Origin of the sequence: Achromobacter sp. UBA2119, assembly GCF_002331005.1 — a bacterium.
Classification (GTDB): domain Bacteria; phylum Pseudomonadota; class Gammaproteobacteria; order Burkholderiales; family Burkholderiaceae_B; genus Achromobacter; species Achromobacter animicus.
In genome coordinates this window covers 23353-36993 of record NZ_DCYD01000003.1, presented here as the reverse complement: position 1 = coordinate 36993, position 13641 = coordinate 23353, and the positions used below count along the sequence as shown (strand labels likewise).

Genomic DNA, 13641 nt, shown 5'->3' with positions numbered 1-13641 from the left:
GATGCACCTCCACGCGTCGCGGCGATGCGCCTCATGGCATACCGGCCATCCGCCTTACGCCATTGCCGCCACGCGCCGCCGGAACATATCCGCCATGGTGGCGGCCGCCAGCGATAGCGGCGTGCCCTGCAGCGTCATGATGCCGATGCTGGCGACCGGCATCGGCACGTCCGCGCGGATGCGCCGAGCCTCGTCGCCATAGGGTTTGATGTCGAGCATGCCGGACGGGCAGATAATGAGCGCGTCGCTGCGGGTCATGAGGCTCCACATGACGCCGAAGGTGTCGCATTCGATGACGCGCGCGGGCTCGGGCAGGCCGTGCGCGCGCAGGCCGCGCAGGAAGGCTTCGGTATGGCTGCCACCCGAGACGTTGAGCAGCCATTCGCTGCCGCGGATGTCTTCCCAACGCCGCGCGCGCGCCAGCGGATGGCCCTTGCGGCAGGCAATCATGAATTCCAGCGGGCGCAGTTCTTCGAATTCAAATTCCTGGCCGCCAGCGCCGTCGTTCATGCGCGAGGCCAGCGCAAAATCCAGCGCGCCGTTGCGCAGGGCCGGCTGCACCGAGGCCAGCAGGCCTTCCGAGACCTTGACCTTTGCGGCCGGCATGCTGGCCCGGAATTCGGCCAGCACGTCGGGCAGCACGCTGAGCATGACCATGGGCGTCACGCCGACCGCCACTCGCGCTTGCGCACCGCTGAGCAATTGGCGGATGTCCTGGCGCGCCAGTGCGAGCTGCGCCTGCGCCAGGCGGGCCCGCACCGTCAGGTGTTCGCCGCATTCGGTGACGGCGATGCCCTTGGGGCTGCGCGTCAGGAGCGGCGCGTCCAGTTCGGCTTCGAGTTCCTTGATGGCCTTGGTCACGGCGGCCTGACTCAGGTGCAGGCTGCGGGCGGCGGCGCGGATGCTGCGCAGTTCAGCGACCTTCAGCCACGCCCGCAATTGGTGGTCCTTCATGACGGTTTCCGGCTGACAACCTGGGGTGGTCACCTTAACAAAAATATAGCCTTACAGGCAGCGCGGACCATCCCTAAGCTGATCGTCGATCAGGCCCGGCAAGACCGAGAGGCCTGGCCCGAAAAGCGCTTCAGGAGAATGCCATGCCGATCTTTGCCCGCCGTGCCGTTTCCTTGTTTCTTGTCCTTGTGGCCGCCACCGCTGCCGGCGCCGCCCGCGCCGATTGGCCGGAACGGCCGATCAAGCTCATCGTCCCGTATGCCGCGGGCTCCGGTCCCGACGTGGTGCTGCGCCCGATTGCCGACGCGCTGGGCCGCGAACTGGGGCAGCCGGTCATCGCGGAAAACCGGGGCGGGGCGGGCGGCATCGTCGGCACGCAGGCCCTGGCGTCGGCGCCGCCCGACGGCTACACCATCGGCTTCGGCAACATCGTCACGCTGGCGATCAACAAGAGCATGTACGCCAAGCTGCCCTACGACCCGCAGCGCAGCCTGGCGCCCGTCAGCCTGGCCATCAGCAACGCGCTGGTGCTGATCGCGCGCAATGGCCTGCCGGCCAACAACGTGCAGGAGCTGGCCGCGTATGCCAAAAAGAATCCCGGCAAGGTCAGCGTGGGATCGCTGGGGGTCGGTTCCAGCGCCCACCTGGCGGGCGAAATGCTCAAGAGCGAGACCGGCACCACCATGTTGCACGTGCCGTACAAGAGCGGCCAGCAGGCGGTTGTGGATCTGGCGGGCGGGCAGCTTGACGTGATGATCGACAACGTCGCCGGCGTTCTGCCCTTCATTCGGTCGGGGCAGGTCAAGGTGCTGGGCGCCACCAGTCTGAAACGCGTGCCCGTGCTGCCGGACGTGCCGACGCTCGACGAGTCGGGCTTGAAGGGGTTCGAGGTGGTGTCGTGGGGCGGCATCGTCACGCCGGCGGGTGTGCCCAAGCCGGTGATCGATAAGCTGAATGCCGCAGTCGCCAAGGCGCTGCTGGACCCGGCGGTGCAGAAGCAGAACGAAACCCTGTCCGTCGACGCCACGCCGTCCACGCCCGAGCAGCTCGCCAGCCTGATCGCCGCCGAGATTCCGCGCTGGGCGGCGATGGTGAAGCAATCCGGCGCGTCCGCCGATTGAGCGCGCGTCGCAGGATGGGGCGGGCAGAACGCGTGCCGCGCAGCGGTTCCTGCACATCCGGTATTTCAGAATAGGGAGACAACATGACTAACGCACTCTGGCGCTGGAACGCGCTCGACCTGGCCCGCGCCATCCGCAATGGTGAAGTATCCAGCCGGGAGGCGGTGCAAAGCTGCCTGGACCGCGCCCAAGTCGTCAATGCAGCCTTCAACCCGCTGACGGAAACCTATGCCGAGCAGGCGCTGCGCGCCGCGGATGCGGCCGACGCGGCGGTGCACGGCAAGCAGGAGTTGGGCGCGCTGCATGGCGTGCCGGTCACGATCAAGGCCAACGCGGATCTGGCGGGCACGGCCACGACCAACGGCGTGACGGCCTACCGGGACCTCATCGCGCAGGAAAACAATCCGGCGGTCGACAACTGGCTTCGCGCGGGGGCGATCGTCATCGGACGCACGAACGTCCCGGCGTTTTCCTGGCGCTGGTTCAGCGACAACGATCTGCACGGCCGCACCGTCAATCCATTCGATGTGGCGCGAACGCCGGGCGGCTCCAGCGGCGGGGCGGCGGTGGCGGCCGCGCTGGGCGTCGGGCCGCTTGCGCATGGCAGCGACCAGGGCGGCTCCATCCGCTATCCCGCGTATGCGTGCGGCGTTGCCGGGCTGCGGCCCTCGCAGGGCAGGGTGCCCGCGTATAACGCGACCCAGCGCGCCGAGCGCCCGGTAGCCTCTCAGATGGCGGCCACGCAAGGGCCGTTGGCGCGTACCGTGGCGGATCTGCGCTTGGGGCTGGCGGCGATGTCGGGCGGCGACGCGCGCGATCCCTGGTGGGTGCCGGCGCCACTGGAATTTCCTGATTTAAACGGCAGCCGTCGTGTCGCGCTGTTTGCGGGCACGGCGCAGCACAAGGCCGACGCTGCAGTGACCGACGCACTGCAGCGCGCCGCCGGCTGGCTGCAGGACGCGGGTTACCTGGTCGAGGTTGCCGAGCCGCCGCAGTTCGACGCCGCGGCCGCGCTGTGGCTGGACGTGCTGATGAACGAAGCCGCCGGTTCCATGCAGCGCGAGATCGAACGCGCCGGCGACCGCGCCATCCAGAACGCGTACCAAAGCATGCTTGCGCACACGCCCCGCCGGGACAAGGACGGCTTCATTCAGGCGATGGCGATGCGCACGACGATCCTGCGCGAGTGGGGCCGCTTCTTTGAGCGCTATCCGGTCCTGTTGATGCCCGTGTCTTTCGCGCTGCCATTTCCGGTGGATCGGGATCAGCAGGGCGCGGACGTGATGGCGGACATCCTTCGGGCGCAGAGCCCGTTGATTTCAACGGCGATTCTTGGACTGCCGGGGCTGTCGGTGCCGGTGGGGTTGGCGGACGGCGTGCCGGTTGGCGTGCAACTGGTGGCGGGGCGGTTCCGCGAAGATCTGTGCCTGGCGGCCGGCGAAGCCATCGAGGCGCGGGCCGGTTGGTCGGTGCTGGAACGGCTGCGGGTTTAGACCTGACTGGTCGTCATCGGGTGGGGGCTGGCAGGTCTTCGTTGCCCCGGTCTTTCTCGACCCGGTCTTTCGTGACCCGGTCTATCTGAGCGCACCGGTACAACGCTTCCTTGTCCAGCACCGTCAACCCGCCGTAGTGCGTTTCCAGCACGCCTTCGCGCGCCAGCCGGGTCAGCGCGGTGTTGCAGCGCTGGCGCGAGACGCCGCATAGGCCCGCGATCTCTTCCTGCGAGATCCGCAACCGCCCCTTCGTCCCGGAATGCACCTCGGCATCAAGTTGCGCCGCAACGGCGCGCGCCACCGTGGTGTCGACGTCGAGCAGCACGTTGCCTGTGTAGCAGCCCATCAGCCAGTTCACCCGCTGCGCCAGATGCGTCATCAACGCCTTGGTGAATTCGATGTTGTTGTTCCAGAGGCGTTCACAGGTGTCGCGCGGCAGGATCACGATGCGGCTGGGGCGCAGGGCGACGACTTCGTATTCGAAGCGTTCGCGGCGGATCATGGTGGCTTCGCCGAACCAGCTTCCCGTGCTGAATCCGGCCAGCGACAACGTGCGGCCATCGGTGCCAGGGGACGACCACTTCACCAGGCCCTCGACCACGCCATACCAGCCAGGCGAGCGGGACCCCGCGCGAAACAGGTATTCGCCCGTCGCCAGCGACACCGTCCGCAGTTCGGCGCGCACCACATCGCGCTCGAGTTCGGGCAGACCCTTGTACCAGGGCACCACGTCGAGCATCTTGTCCACGGCACTGCGCGCCGGCCTGCGATTCACGGCGGACGCGTCGTTGCCCGCCAGGGCAGGCGGTTCACGCATGTTCATTCCCTGTCTGGAGGTGGTATGCGGCCCAGGTAAACCCTAGGGTTCTTTGTCAACGTGATGACTGTCCGCAGGGGCAGCCGGACCGCAGAATGTTTGACGCCCACGGGCCAAAAACCATAAGAGGAGACCGGTATGTTGTCAATGCCACGCCTGCTGTCCGCCACCGCCATTGCCGGCGCCATTTCCGCCACGCTGCTGCCCGCCACGGCCGCACAGGCGCAAGTGTCCGACGACGTGATCCGCATCGGGTTCATCACCGACATGTCCGGCGTCTACTCGGGGCCGGATGGTCCTGGCGGCGCCGAAGCCATCAAGATGGCGATCGAGGAAATGGGCGGCCAGATCAACGGCAAGAAGATCGAGCTTTTGACCGCGGACCACCAGAACAAGGCTGACGTGGCGTCGGCCAAGGCGCGCGAATGGTTTGACCAGCGCGGCCTGGACATGCTGATCGGCGGCACCAATTCAAGCACGGCGCTGGCCATGTCGAAGGTGGCGGCGGACAAGAAAAAGCCGATCATCGTTGTCGGCGCCGGCGCGCCCGCGCTGACCAACGAGCAATGCACGCCCTACACGCTGAACTATGCCTACGACACCGTGGCGCAGGCGCGCGGCACGGGCGCGGCGGTGGTCAAGGCGGGCGGCAAGAGCTGGTACTTCCTGACGGCCGACTACGCTTTCGGGCATGCGCTGCAGGCCGACACCACCAAGGTGGTTGAGTCCGGCGGCGGCAAGGTCGTGGGCAGCGTGAAGCATCCGCTGTCCGCCAGCGATTTCTCGTCATTCCTGTTGCAGGCGCAAAGCAGCAAGGCCGAGATTCTGGCGCTGGCCAATGCGGGTGCGGACGCGACCAATTCAATCAAGGCGGCCAACGAGTTCGGCATCACCAAGTCGATGAAGCTGGCGGGCATGATCATGTTCATCAACGACATCCACGCCATGGGCCTGCCGGCCGCGCAGGGCATGTACCTGACCGACAGCTGGTACTGGAATGCGTCGGACGAGACGCGCGCGTGGAGCCGCAAGTTCTTCGACCGCCGGCAGGCCATGCCGTCGTCGCTGCAGGCGGCCGATTATTCGGCGGCATTGCAGTATCTGCGCGCGGTCAAGGCAACCGGCACGGACGACGCCGACAAGGTGCTGGCTTACTTGCGCGAGAACAAGCTGAACGACATGTACATCAAGGACGGCGTGGTGCGTCCCGATGGCCGCGTCGTGCATGACATGTACCTGCTGCAGGTCAAGAGCCCGGACCAGTCGAAGGAGCCGTGGGATTACTTCACGGTGGTGCAGGCCATCGACGGCAACGAGGCCTTTACGAAGCAGTCCGAAAGCCGCTGCGCGCTGTGGAAATCCTAGGAGAACTCGCATGGCCAAACGCAAAGTCATCGTGACCATTGCCCCAACCGGGGGCATGGCCCTGAAAAGCCAGAATCCGCACCTGCCGACGCAGCCCGCGGAGATCGCGGAGGATGTCTACCGCTGCTATAACGCGGGCGCCAGCGTGGTGGCGCTGCATGCGCGGCGTGCGGATGATCTGGCGACGTGCGACGCCGCCGTCTACCGGAAGATGAACCAGCTGATTCGCGAGCGCTGCGACATCGTGCTGAACAACTCCACGGGCGGTGGGGTGCATGGCGACATGGTCGCCGAGACCTCGCCCGGCACGTGGGAGATTCTGTGGGAGGAGCGTCTGAAGGGCATGGACGCGGGCGCGGAGATGTGCACGCTGGACGCCACCACGCTGAATCTGGCGTTCGGCGACCGCGAATACCTGATGAACACGCCCCTCAGCAAGGGGCGCGAGCTGGCCGCCGGCATGAAGGCGCGCGGCATCAAGCCCGAGTGGGAGGTGTTCAGTCCGACGCACATCCTGCAGGACGTGACGACGCTGATCAACGAGGACCTGGACGAAGGCCCGCACTTCATCAACCTGGTCATGAACGTGCATCGCAACTTCCAGAACGCCATGCCGTTTTCACCACGGCATTTGCAGATGATGGTGGACCTGCTGCCCAAGAACAGCGTCTTCTGCGTCAGCGGCATCGGGCCGTCGCAGCTGGAAGCCAACATCAGCGCGCTGCTGCTGGGCGGCCACGCGCGGGTCGGGCTGGAGGACAACCTGTATTACCGGCATGGCGAACTGGCCACCAATGTGCAGTTGACCGAGCGCATCGTGCGTATCATCCGCGAAATGGACATGGAGCCGGCCACGCCCGCCGAGGCGCGCGAGATCATGGGTCTGCCGCTGAAAAGCGGCATCCGCCCCGAGTTCGCGCTTTGACTTAACCGTCGGGCGGCGCGGCTCTGGAGCCGCGCCGCCACTTCTCATCATCGGGAAAGGACATGACCGAATCATTGCAAGGCGCCCGCGTGCTGGTCACGGCGGGCGCGCAGGGCATCGGACTGGCGATCGCGCGCAGGTTTGTGAATGAGGGCGCCGACGTGCATATCTGCGACGTGGACGAAGAAGCGCTCAAGGCGGCGCAAGAAAGCCTGCCCGCGTTGAGCGTCAGCCGGACTGACGTGTCTGATGAGACGCAGGTGCTGGAGATGTTCGAGGCCCTGGGCGCGCGGTGGGGCGCATTGGATGTGCTGGTCAACAATGCGGGCGTGTCCGGGCCGACCAGCCGGCTCGAGGACACCACGCTGGATGCCTGGCGCAACACGCTGGACGTCAACCTGACAGGCACGTTCCTGTGTGCGCGCAGCGCGGTGCCTCTGCTGCGGGCCGCGGGCGGTGGCGCCATCGTCAATATCTCGTCCGTGGCGGGGCGCCTGGGCTTTTCTTTGCGTTCGCCTTACAGCGCCAGCAAGTTCGGGCTGGCCGGGCTGACCCAGACCTGGGCGATGGAGTTGGGGCCGTCGAACATCCGCGTCAATTCGGTGCTGCCGGGCGTGGTGTCGGGCGAACGGGTCGAGCGCATCATCGCCGCCCGCGCCGAGGCCGGCGGGGTCAGCAACGATGCGATGCGCGAGCAGCTCGTGGAAAAGGTGTCGCTGCGCCGCATGACGCGCCCGGAAGACGTGGCGAATCAGGTGGTGTTCCTGTGCTCCGAGCAAGGGGCGATGATCAGCGGGCAGAGCATTTCGGTGTGCGGGAACGTGGAGTATCTGGGCTGACGCCGCCACCGGCCGTGCGCCATGAGCCCCGATTCCTCCTTCGGACCCGTTGCCAAACCTCGCCACCCCGGTCCATAATCTGCGCTTTGTTAATTGATAACCGTTCGCATTAATAAGCAATGTGAGCGGTATCGCGTGCGGGCGGGATCGTGAGCGGATCGGAAGGGGCATCCCAGGACTTCGAGAGCCTATACGGCAATCACCACGGCTGGCTGCTGGCCTGGGTGAACTGGCGCCTGGGCAACGCGGCGGACGCCGCCGACCTGGCGCACGACGCGTTCGTGCGCCTCTTGACGCGCCCGTGCAAGTTCGACAACGCCCGCCATGCCCGGACCTATCTGCGCCGGATGGCCAACGGCATGTGCATCGACCTGTGGCGCCGCCGCGATCTGGAGCAAGCCTGGCTGGACGCCCTGGCGGCGCAGCCCGAGCCTACGGTGTCCTCGGCCGAGGATCAGGCCATGGTGCTGCAGGCCCTGGGCGAGATCGACGCGATGCTGCGCGGTTTGCCGCCCAAGACCGCCCACGCCTTCGTCATGGCGGTGGCGTGCGAGATGACCGACCAGGAAGTGGCGGACGTGCTGGGCGTGTCGTCGCGCATGGTCCGCAAGTACGTCGCCCAGGCCATGCTGTGCTGCATGCAGCTTGAGGCGCGCCTGGCGGCAGGACATGCGGACGAGCCGGCCGGCCTGCCGCAGATGCCCGCGGCATTGCAGGCGGCCGCCTCATGAGCGCCGCGCAGGCGCGCGAGCCCTCTCATCGCGCGATGGAGCAGGCCGCCGCGTGGTATGCGTTGCTGCGATCCGGCGATGCGTCGGCCGCCGAGCGCCAGCAATGGCAGCAATGGATCGACCGCGCGGCGGAACACCGCGAGGCCTGGGGCTACGTCGAACGCATCGGCCGCCGCTTTTCCCCGCTGCAATCCAGTCCTGACCGGGACGCCGCCGTGACGGCGTTCGGGCAGGCCGCGTCGGCCCGGCCGCGCGCTCGCCGGCAACTGCTGCTGGGGATGGCGGGGGCCCTGGGCATCGCCAGCCTGGGGTGGACGGCGTGGCGGCAGACGCCCTTGCCCCTGGCGGCTTCGACCTGGGGCGCGGACCATCGCGCGGGGCTGGGCGAAACGCGCCACGTTGCGCTGGCCGATGGCACCCAGGTCTGGCTGAAGGCCCTGAGCGCGTTCGATGTCGACTATGGCGCCACGTTGCGCCGCCTGCAGCTTGTCGCCGGTGAGCTGCTGATCCAGACCGCCGCGGACCCGATCCGTCCCTTTGTGGTCGACACCGCGCAGGGCCGGCTGCAGGCGCTGGGTACGCGTTTCACCGTGCGTGGGGAGGACGACGGCGTGGTGGTGGCCGTGCACGAAGGGGCCGTCCGGGTCGACACGGCCGCCAGCCGCGCCAGCGGCATCGTGCCGGCGGGGCGACAGGCGCGGTTCACGGCGGACACGTTGGACGGCTTCCTGCCGGTGGACCCGGCGCGCGAGGCCTGGACGCGCGGCGTGCTGGTGGCCGACAACACGCCGCTGGCGGACGTAGTGGCCGAATTGCGCCGATATCACTTCGGCCACCTGGCCGTGGCGCCGGAGATCGCGCGGCTGCACGTCTTCGGCAGCTATCCCATCCGCGAGACCGACCGCGCGCTGGACATGTTGGCCTCGGTATTGCCGGTGCGGGTGCGCCGCACGATGCCCTGGTGGATCAGCCTCGAAGCGCGCGCCTGAAAAAAATATCCGCAAAACGGTTCCGGGTTTCGCCCGCTCGTTCGAATAAGGACAGTAAGAGCCGCTCGCGCCCTGCAACCCGCATGGCTGGCGCGCCGCTCTCCCTTCCAGAACTTACGCACGAGAGCACAGGTCCCGTCATGTCCCATCGTTCTTCTCCCGCCGCCGCGGCCTTTCCGGTGAACCGCGCACGCGCCTTGGCCGCCCGTCGCGGGCGCATCCCGTCCTGGGGGCTGCCGCTGGCCCTGGCGATGGCCGTTTCCGCCGTCTGGGGGCCGACGGCCCACGCGCAGGCCGCGCCCGCGACGACGGGCGTGGCGGACCTGATGACCTTCGCCATTGCCCCCGCGCCGCTGAACCAGGTGCTGACGCGGCTGGCGAACGCGTCCGGCATCCTGCTGGCCGCGCAGCCGTCGCTGGTGGCCGACCGCCAGAGCAATGGCGTGCGCGGCCGCTACACCCCCCATCAGGCGCTGGAGCAGGCCCTGGCCGGAACGGGATTGCGCGCCACGCGCGAGGCGCCGAACGAGTACCGGCTGAGCGTATTGCCCGCCGGCCAGACCACCACGCTGGAACCCGTGACGGTGACGGCCTCCGGGCTGGCGAGCGGCTTGCCGCCGGTTTACCCCGGCGGCCAGGTGGCGCGCGGCGGACGTCTGGGTCTGCTGGGCGACCGCGACGACATGAGCACGCCGTTCAGCGCGACGCAGTACACCGCCAAGCTGATCGAGGACCAGCAGGCGCAGAACATCGGCGACGTGCTGGTCAATGACCCGACCGTGCGCAATACGTACTCGCGCGGTGCGGGGCGCGATGAGTTCAACATCCGCGGGTTCACGCTGTTCAATTACGACGTGTCGTTCAACGGCCTGTACGGCGTGTCGCCGCGCAATTCCAGTTCGCTGATCGGGGTGGAGCGCGTCGAAGTGCTGCGCGGTCCCAATGCCTTGCTGAACGGGATGGCGCCCTACGGTTCCGTGGGCGGCTCAATCAACCTCGTGCCCAAGCGCGCGGGCGCCGATCCGCTGAACCGCTTTACCGTGTCGTACATCGGCGACAGCCAGTTCGGCGCGCACGCCGACCTGTCGCGCCGCTATGGCGAGAGCCAGGAGTGGGGCGTGCGCCTGAACGTGGCCGGCAGCAGCGGCGATCTGCCGATGGACGGCGCGAAGGAAGACCTGGGCGCCGTGGCGCTGGGCCTGGACTACCAGGGCGAGCGCCTGCGCGTGGAAGGCGACATCAACTATCAGAACCGCACCACCGATGCGCGCAGCGGCCTGCTGTTTCCGCCGCCGTCGGGCGTGGACATCGGCCGGGCGCCGGACGCGCGCCGCAATTTCTTTCCGTCGTGGACCTATTGGAAGACCAAGGAATGGTCGGGCGCGCTGCGCGCCGAGTACGACCTGTCGCCGGACTGGACCGTCTACGGCGCAGTGGGCGCGCGCAAGCACGACTTTGAAAGCATGCAGACCAGCTGGCTGATGCTGAACGAAGCGGGTGATATCGGCGCGGTGCCGGCCCGCCTGAACGAGTCGCTGCTGAGCAAGACGGGCGAAATCGGCGTGCGGGGGCGCCTGCAGACCGGCCCGCTCAAGCATGAGCCGGCGCTGAGCGCCAGCGTGCTGGACATCGACTATTCGGCGGCGCGGATCCGGTCCAGCACGGTGTTCTCCAACATCTACAACCCCGCGGACCTGCCCAAGCCCAACATCGCGCGGCCGTCGGATCTGCCGCGGGCCAGCGATTCCCGGCTGGTCAGCATTGCGCTGGCCGACACGATTTCGATGGCCGACGATCGCGTGCAATTCATCGCGGGCGTGCGGCACCAGCGCGTGGAGTCGACCAACTTCGACGCGATGAGCGGTCGCCAGACGTCGAACTACAACGAGTCCGCCGTCACGCCGGCGTTTGCATTGACCGTCAAACCCACGGAGCGGCTGGCGCTGTATGGCAATTACATCGAGGGCCTGAGCCAGGGCGGGACGGCGCCCGAAGGCGCCGTCAACGCGGGCGAAGTGTTCGCGCCTGAAATCTCCAAGCAGTTCGAACTGGGCGCCAAGTACGATTTCGGCCAGTTTGAAACGACGCTCAGCGCGTTCCAGATCGAGCGTCCCAGCAGTTATCTGGATCCTGCCAGCCTGCGCTACGTGTCCAATGGCAAGCAGCGCAACCGCGGGCTGGAATTCCTGGTGCAGGGCGAGCCGACGCATGGCGTGCGCCTTCTGGGCGGCGTGGCCTATACCGATGCGCGCCTGACGCGTACCGAGGGCGGCGTCAATGACGGCAATCGCGCGCCGGCCGTGCCGCGTCTGCAATTGAACGCGGCAGCCGAATGGGACACGCCATTCGTGCCGGGCCTGACGCTGACCGCGCGGATGCTGCGCACCAGCTCGCAGATCGTCGACGTCGCCAACACGCAGGAGATTCCGGGCTGGACGCGCTTCGACGTGGGCGCGCGCTATGCCTTCAACGCCAACGGCAAGCCCGTGGTCATCCGTGCGATGGTCGAGAACGTGCTGAACAAGAACTACTGGCAGTCCGCGGCGCGCGAAGGTCTGACGGTCGGCGCGCCGCTGACGGTGCTGTTGTCCGTGAGCACGGAGTTCTAACGCGGGCGGGCCAGTCAGCCTCAAACTTTGTACGCGACAACGGCTGCGCGGACGCGCGGCCGTTGCCGGCGGGCAGACGGTCCCCAACGCCAATATTTGCTTACTGAACTGCGGCAGATAACTGAAACATTTGTTCTCGTCATAAGGACTTTCGTTCGTTCTGCCGACCTGAAACGACGTTTCGTCGAAAAAGTAGCGGTCTCTCATCCGCGTCGAGATAAAAATCGACACGTCTTCGTTGCGGCGCCGGCGCCGCCTGCCAAGGATGAGAGATGAGGAAGCCGATCACTAAACCGCCCGCGCGCACGGGTGTCGCGATCCTGCTGGGCCAGGCCGGCCTGTTGCTGACGCAGCCGGTTTGGGCCGACGTCAATTGCCCTGCGCCCACCTCCTCGACATCGCCCACGACCTGCACCGTCGACGCATCGGACGGCGGCAACCTGACCATCGATTACACGGCGGCGCCGGGCGCCGGCAGCAACAACGGCGGCTATGGCGGCAGCTACATCGTGGTCAACAATGGCTACCTCGGCCCCAACCCCCAGCAGGCGGCGCTATTCGTGCGGCTGACGGGTGGCGCCGGCTCGCCCGACGGTGACAACACAGGCACGCTTGGAGGGTGGGGTGGTCTGATCACGCTGACCAACAATGCATCGGTCGAGTCCGATGGCTCCCCGGTGGAAAGCGCGCAAAACACCACACCTGGCATTTGGGACGACGCCAGCGCGCAGATCGGCATCTACGGCGCGTCGGTTGGCGGCACGGGCGGTACGCCACCGGACACGGTCTTCGGCGGCGGAGACGGCGGTGCCGGCGGCAACGGGTCAGCGGTCAGCATCTTCAACCATGGGCAGGTGACGGTGCAGAACCTGCCATACGGCGGCGTGGGCATCTACGGGGCCAGCATCGGCGGCGCCGGCGGCAATCAGATGAGCGCCGCCGGCAGCGACCAGGTCGGCGGCAACGGCGGCAACAGCGACGTCATCAACATCGCCAACTACGGCACCGTCACGGTGTCCGCCGCCAATGCGGGCCGCTATGCGTGGGGCATCGGCGCGGAATCGATCGGCGGCGCGGGAGGCGACGACAACGGGTGGGGCGGCACGGGCGGGGGCGCCAATCCCGGTGGCGTCACGCAGATCGCGAACTTGGGGAAGGTGCAGGTCCAGGTCGAGACGCCGGGCGGCGCAACCAGCAATCTGCTGACCGGCGGCGTGCGTGGCCTGTACGCCCTCAGCCAGGGCAATGCCGGCTTCGCCTCCAACGATGGCTCGGACAAGGGCGGGGCGGGCGGCGGATTCGGCACCGTTGGCGCGGTCAACTTCGGGCAGATATCGGTGTCCAGCAATTCCGTGCAGGCGCCGACCTCGCTCTCGTCGTTGTCCGGCGGCATTGTGGTGGTCGGACTGGGAGGCGATGGCGGCAGCGGCCCAAACACCGTGTACGAGACCGGCAACGAAATCGGCGGGGTGGGTGGCACGAGCACCGGGCTGACGACGGCCGTGCTGAACGACGGCTCGTCTCTGTCGACCATCGGCAATTATTTGCCGGGCGTCAGCGTGATCAGCCAGGGCGGCAATGGCGGTCTCGGCGTCGGGGGCAGCAACGGTGGCAATGGCGGCAATGGCGGCACCGCGCAGGTCACGCTGAACGGCAGCGCCAATGTGTCCACAGCCGGGCTGCAATCGCATGGCGTCGTGGTGCGCAGCAGTGGCGGGACAGGTGGCGGCCTGCATCAGAGCAGCGGGCTGGTCGATTTCCAGGGGGCAAACGCGGGCGTGGGCGGCGCCGGCGGGCG

Annotated in this window: 10 protein-coding genes and 1 pseudogene; 9 read left to right on the top strand and 2 right to left on the bottom strand. The window is 67.5% G+C overall.

Annotated elements, in window-relative coordinates; translation table 11 throughout:
• Positions 1 to 54 precede the first annotated feature (54 nt).
• Positions 55 to 954 carry a LysR substrate-binding domain-containing protein gene (locus B3098_RS01970; RefSeq protein WP_286890419.1) on the bottom strand — a complete coding sequence of 300 codons (900 nt, stop codon included), beginning with the start codon at positions 952 to 954 and terminating at the stop codon, positions 55 to 57.
• Positions 955 to 1097: 143 nt separating this feature from the next.
• On the opposite strand from B3098_RS01970, the gene B3098_RS01965 reads away from it, so the two are divergent.
• Positions 1098 to 2075, top strand: a complete 978-nt coding sequence (locus tag B3098_RS01965; protein ID WP_286890418.1) for a Bug family tripartite tricarboxylate transporter substrate binding protein — start codon at positions 1098 to 1100, stop codon at positions 2073 to 2075.
• A gap of 83 nt (positions 2076 to 2158) precedes the next feature.
• The gene (locus B3098_RS01960) at positions 2159 to 3568 is read left to right on the top strand and encodes an amidase family protein (protein ID WP_286890416.1); all 1410 of its coding nucleotides are present in this window, start codon (positions 2159 to 2161) and stop codon (positions 3566 to 3568) included.
• 13 nt (positions 3569 to 3581) lie between these two features.
• Here the strand turns inward: B3098_RS01960 and B3098_RS01955 are convergent, their stop codons facing one another.
• Positions 3582 to 4385: a Crp/Fnr family transcriptional regulator gene (locus B3098_RS01955; RefSeq protein WP_286890415.1), complete on the bottom strand. Its 804-nt coding sequence runs from the start codon at positions 4383 to 4385 to the stop codon at positions 3582 to 3584.
• A 147-nt stretch (positions 4386 to 4532) separates the two neighbouring features.
• On the opposite strand from B3098_RS01955, the gene B3098_RS01950 reads away from it, so the two are divergent.
• The 7 genes and pseudogenes from B3098_RS01950 to B3098_RS01920 form a co-directional block, all read left to right on the top strand.
• Positions 4533 to 5750 (top strand): ABC transporter substrate-binding protein, encoded by a 1218-nt coding sequence (locus B3098_RS01950; protein ID WP_286890701.1) that lies wholly within the window; start codon positions 4533 to 4535, stop codon positions 5748 to 5750.
• Between the two features lie 10 nt (positions 5751 to 5760).
• Positions 5761 to 6675, top strand: a complete 915-nt coding sequence (locus B3098_RS01945; protein ID WP_056559337.1) for a 3-keto-5-aminohexanoate cleavage protein — start codon at positions 5761 to 5763, stop codon at positions 6673 to 6675.
• Positions 6676 to 6737: 62 nt separating this feature from the next.
• A complete protein-coding gene (locus B3098_RS01940) occupies positions 6738 to 7514 on the top strand; it encodes an SDR family oxidoreductase (protein WP_286890413.1) in 777 nt (258 codons plus the stop codon).
• A 149-nt stretch (positions 7515 to 7663) separates the two neighbouring features.
• Complete coding sequence (locus B3098_RS01935) at positions 7664 to 8245, top strand: sigma-70 family RNA polymerase sigma factor (RefSeq protein ID WP_279974546.1); 582 nt, start codon at positions 7664 to 7666, stop codon at positions 8243 to 8245.
• Entirely contained in the window at positions 8242 to 9234 is a 993-nt protein-coding gene (locus tag B3098_RS01930; protein ID WP_286890410.1) for a FecR family protein, read from the top strand. Before B3098_RS01935 ends, B3098_RS01930 begins: the two co-directional genes overlap by 4 nt.
• A gap of 140 nt (positions 9235 to 9374) precedes the next feature.
• The gene (locus B3098_RS01925) at positions 9375 to 11843 is read left to right on the top strand and encodes a TonB-dependent siderophore receptor (RefSeq protein ID WP_414631254.1); all 2469 of its coding nucleotides are present in this window, start codon (positions 9375 to 9377) and stop codon (positions 11841 to 11843) included.
• Between the two features lie 272 nt (positions 11844 to 12115).
• Positions 12116 to 13641 (top strand): annotated as a pseudogene (locus B3098_RS01920) (hypothetical protein); the annotation flags it as partial.

Coding starts and splice junctions, on each gene's coding strand:
- B3098_RS01970 (WP_286890419.1), bottom strand. CDS start 954: ATGAAGGACCACCAATTGCGGGCGTGGCTGAAGGTCGCTGAACTGCGC.
- B3098_RS01965 (WP_286890418.1), top strand. CDS start 1,098: ATGCCGATCTTTGCCCGCCGTGCCGTTTCCTTGTTTCTTGTCCTTGTG.
- B3098_RS01960 (WP_286890416.1), top strand. CDS start 2,159: ATGACTAACGCACTCTGGCGCTGGAACGCGCTCGACCTGGCCCGCGCC.
- B3098_RS01955 (WP_286890415.1), bottom strand. CDS start 4,385: ATGCGTGAACCGCCTGCCCTGGCGGGCAACGACGCGTCCGCCGTGAAT.
- B3098_RS01950 (WP_286890701.1), top strand. CDS start 4,533: ATGCCACGCCTGCTGTCCGCCACCGCCATTGCCGGCGCCATTTCCGCC.
- B3098_RS01945 (WP_056559337.1), top strand. CDS start 5,761: ATGGCCAAACGCAAAGTCATCGTGACCATTGCCCCAACCGGGGGCATG.
- B3098_RS01940 (WP_286890413.1), top strand. CDS start 6,738: ATGACCGAATCATTGCAAGGCGCCCGCGTGCTGGTCACGGCGGGCGCG.
- B3098_RS01930 (WP_286890410.1), top strand. CDS start 8,242: ATGAGCGCCGCGCAGGCGCGCGAGCCCTCTCATCGCGCGATGGAGCAG.
- B3098_RS01925 (WP_414631254.1), top strand. CDS start 9,375: ATGTCCCATCGTTCTTCTCCCGCCGCCGCGGCCTTTCCGGTGAACCGC.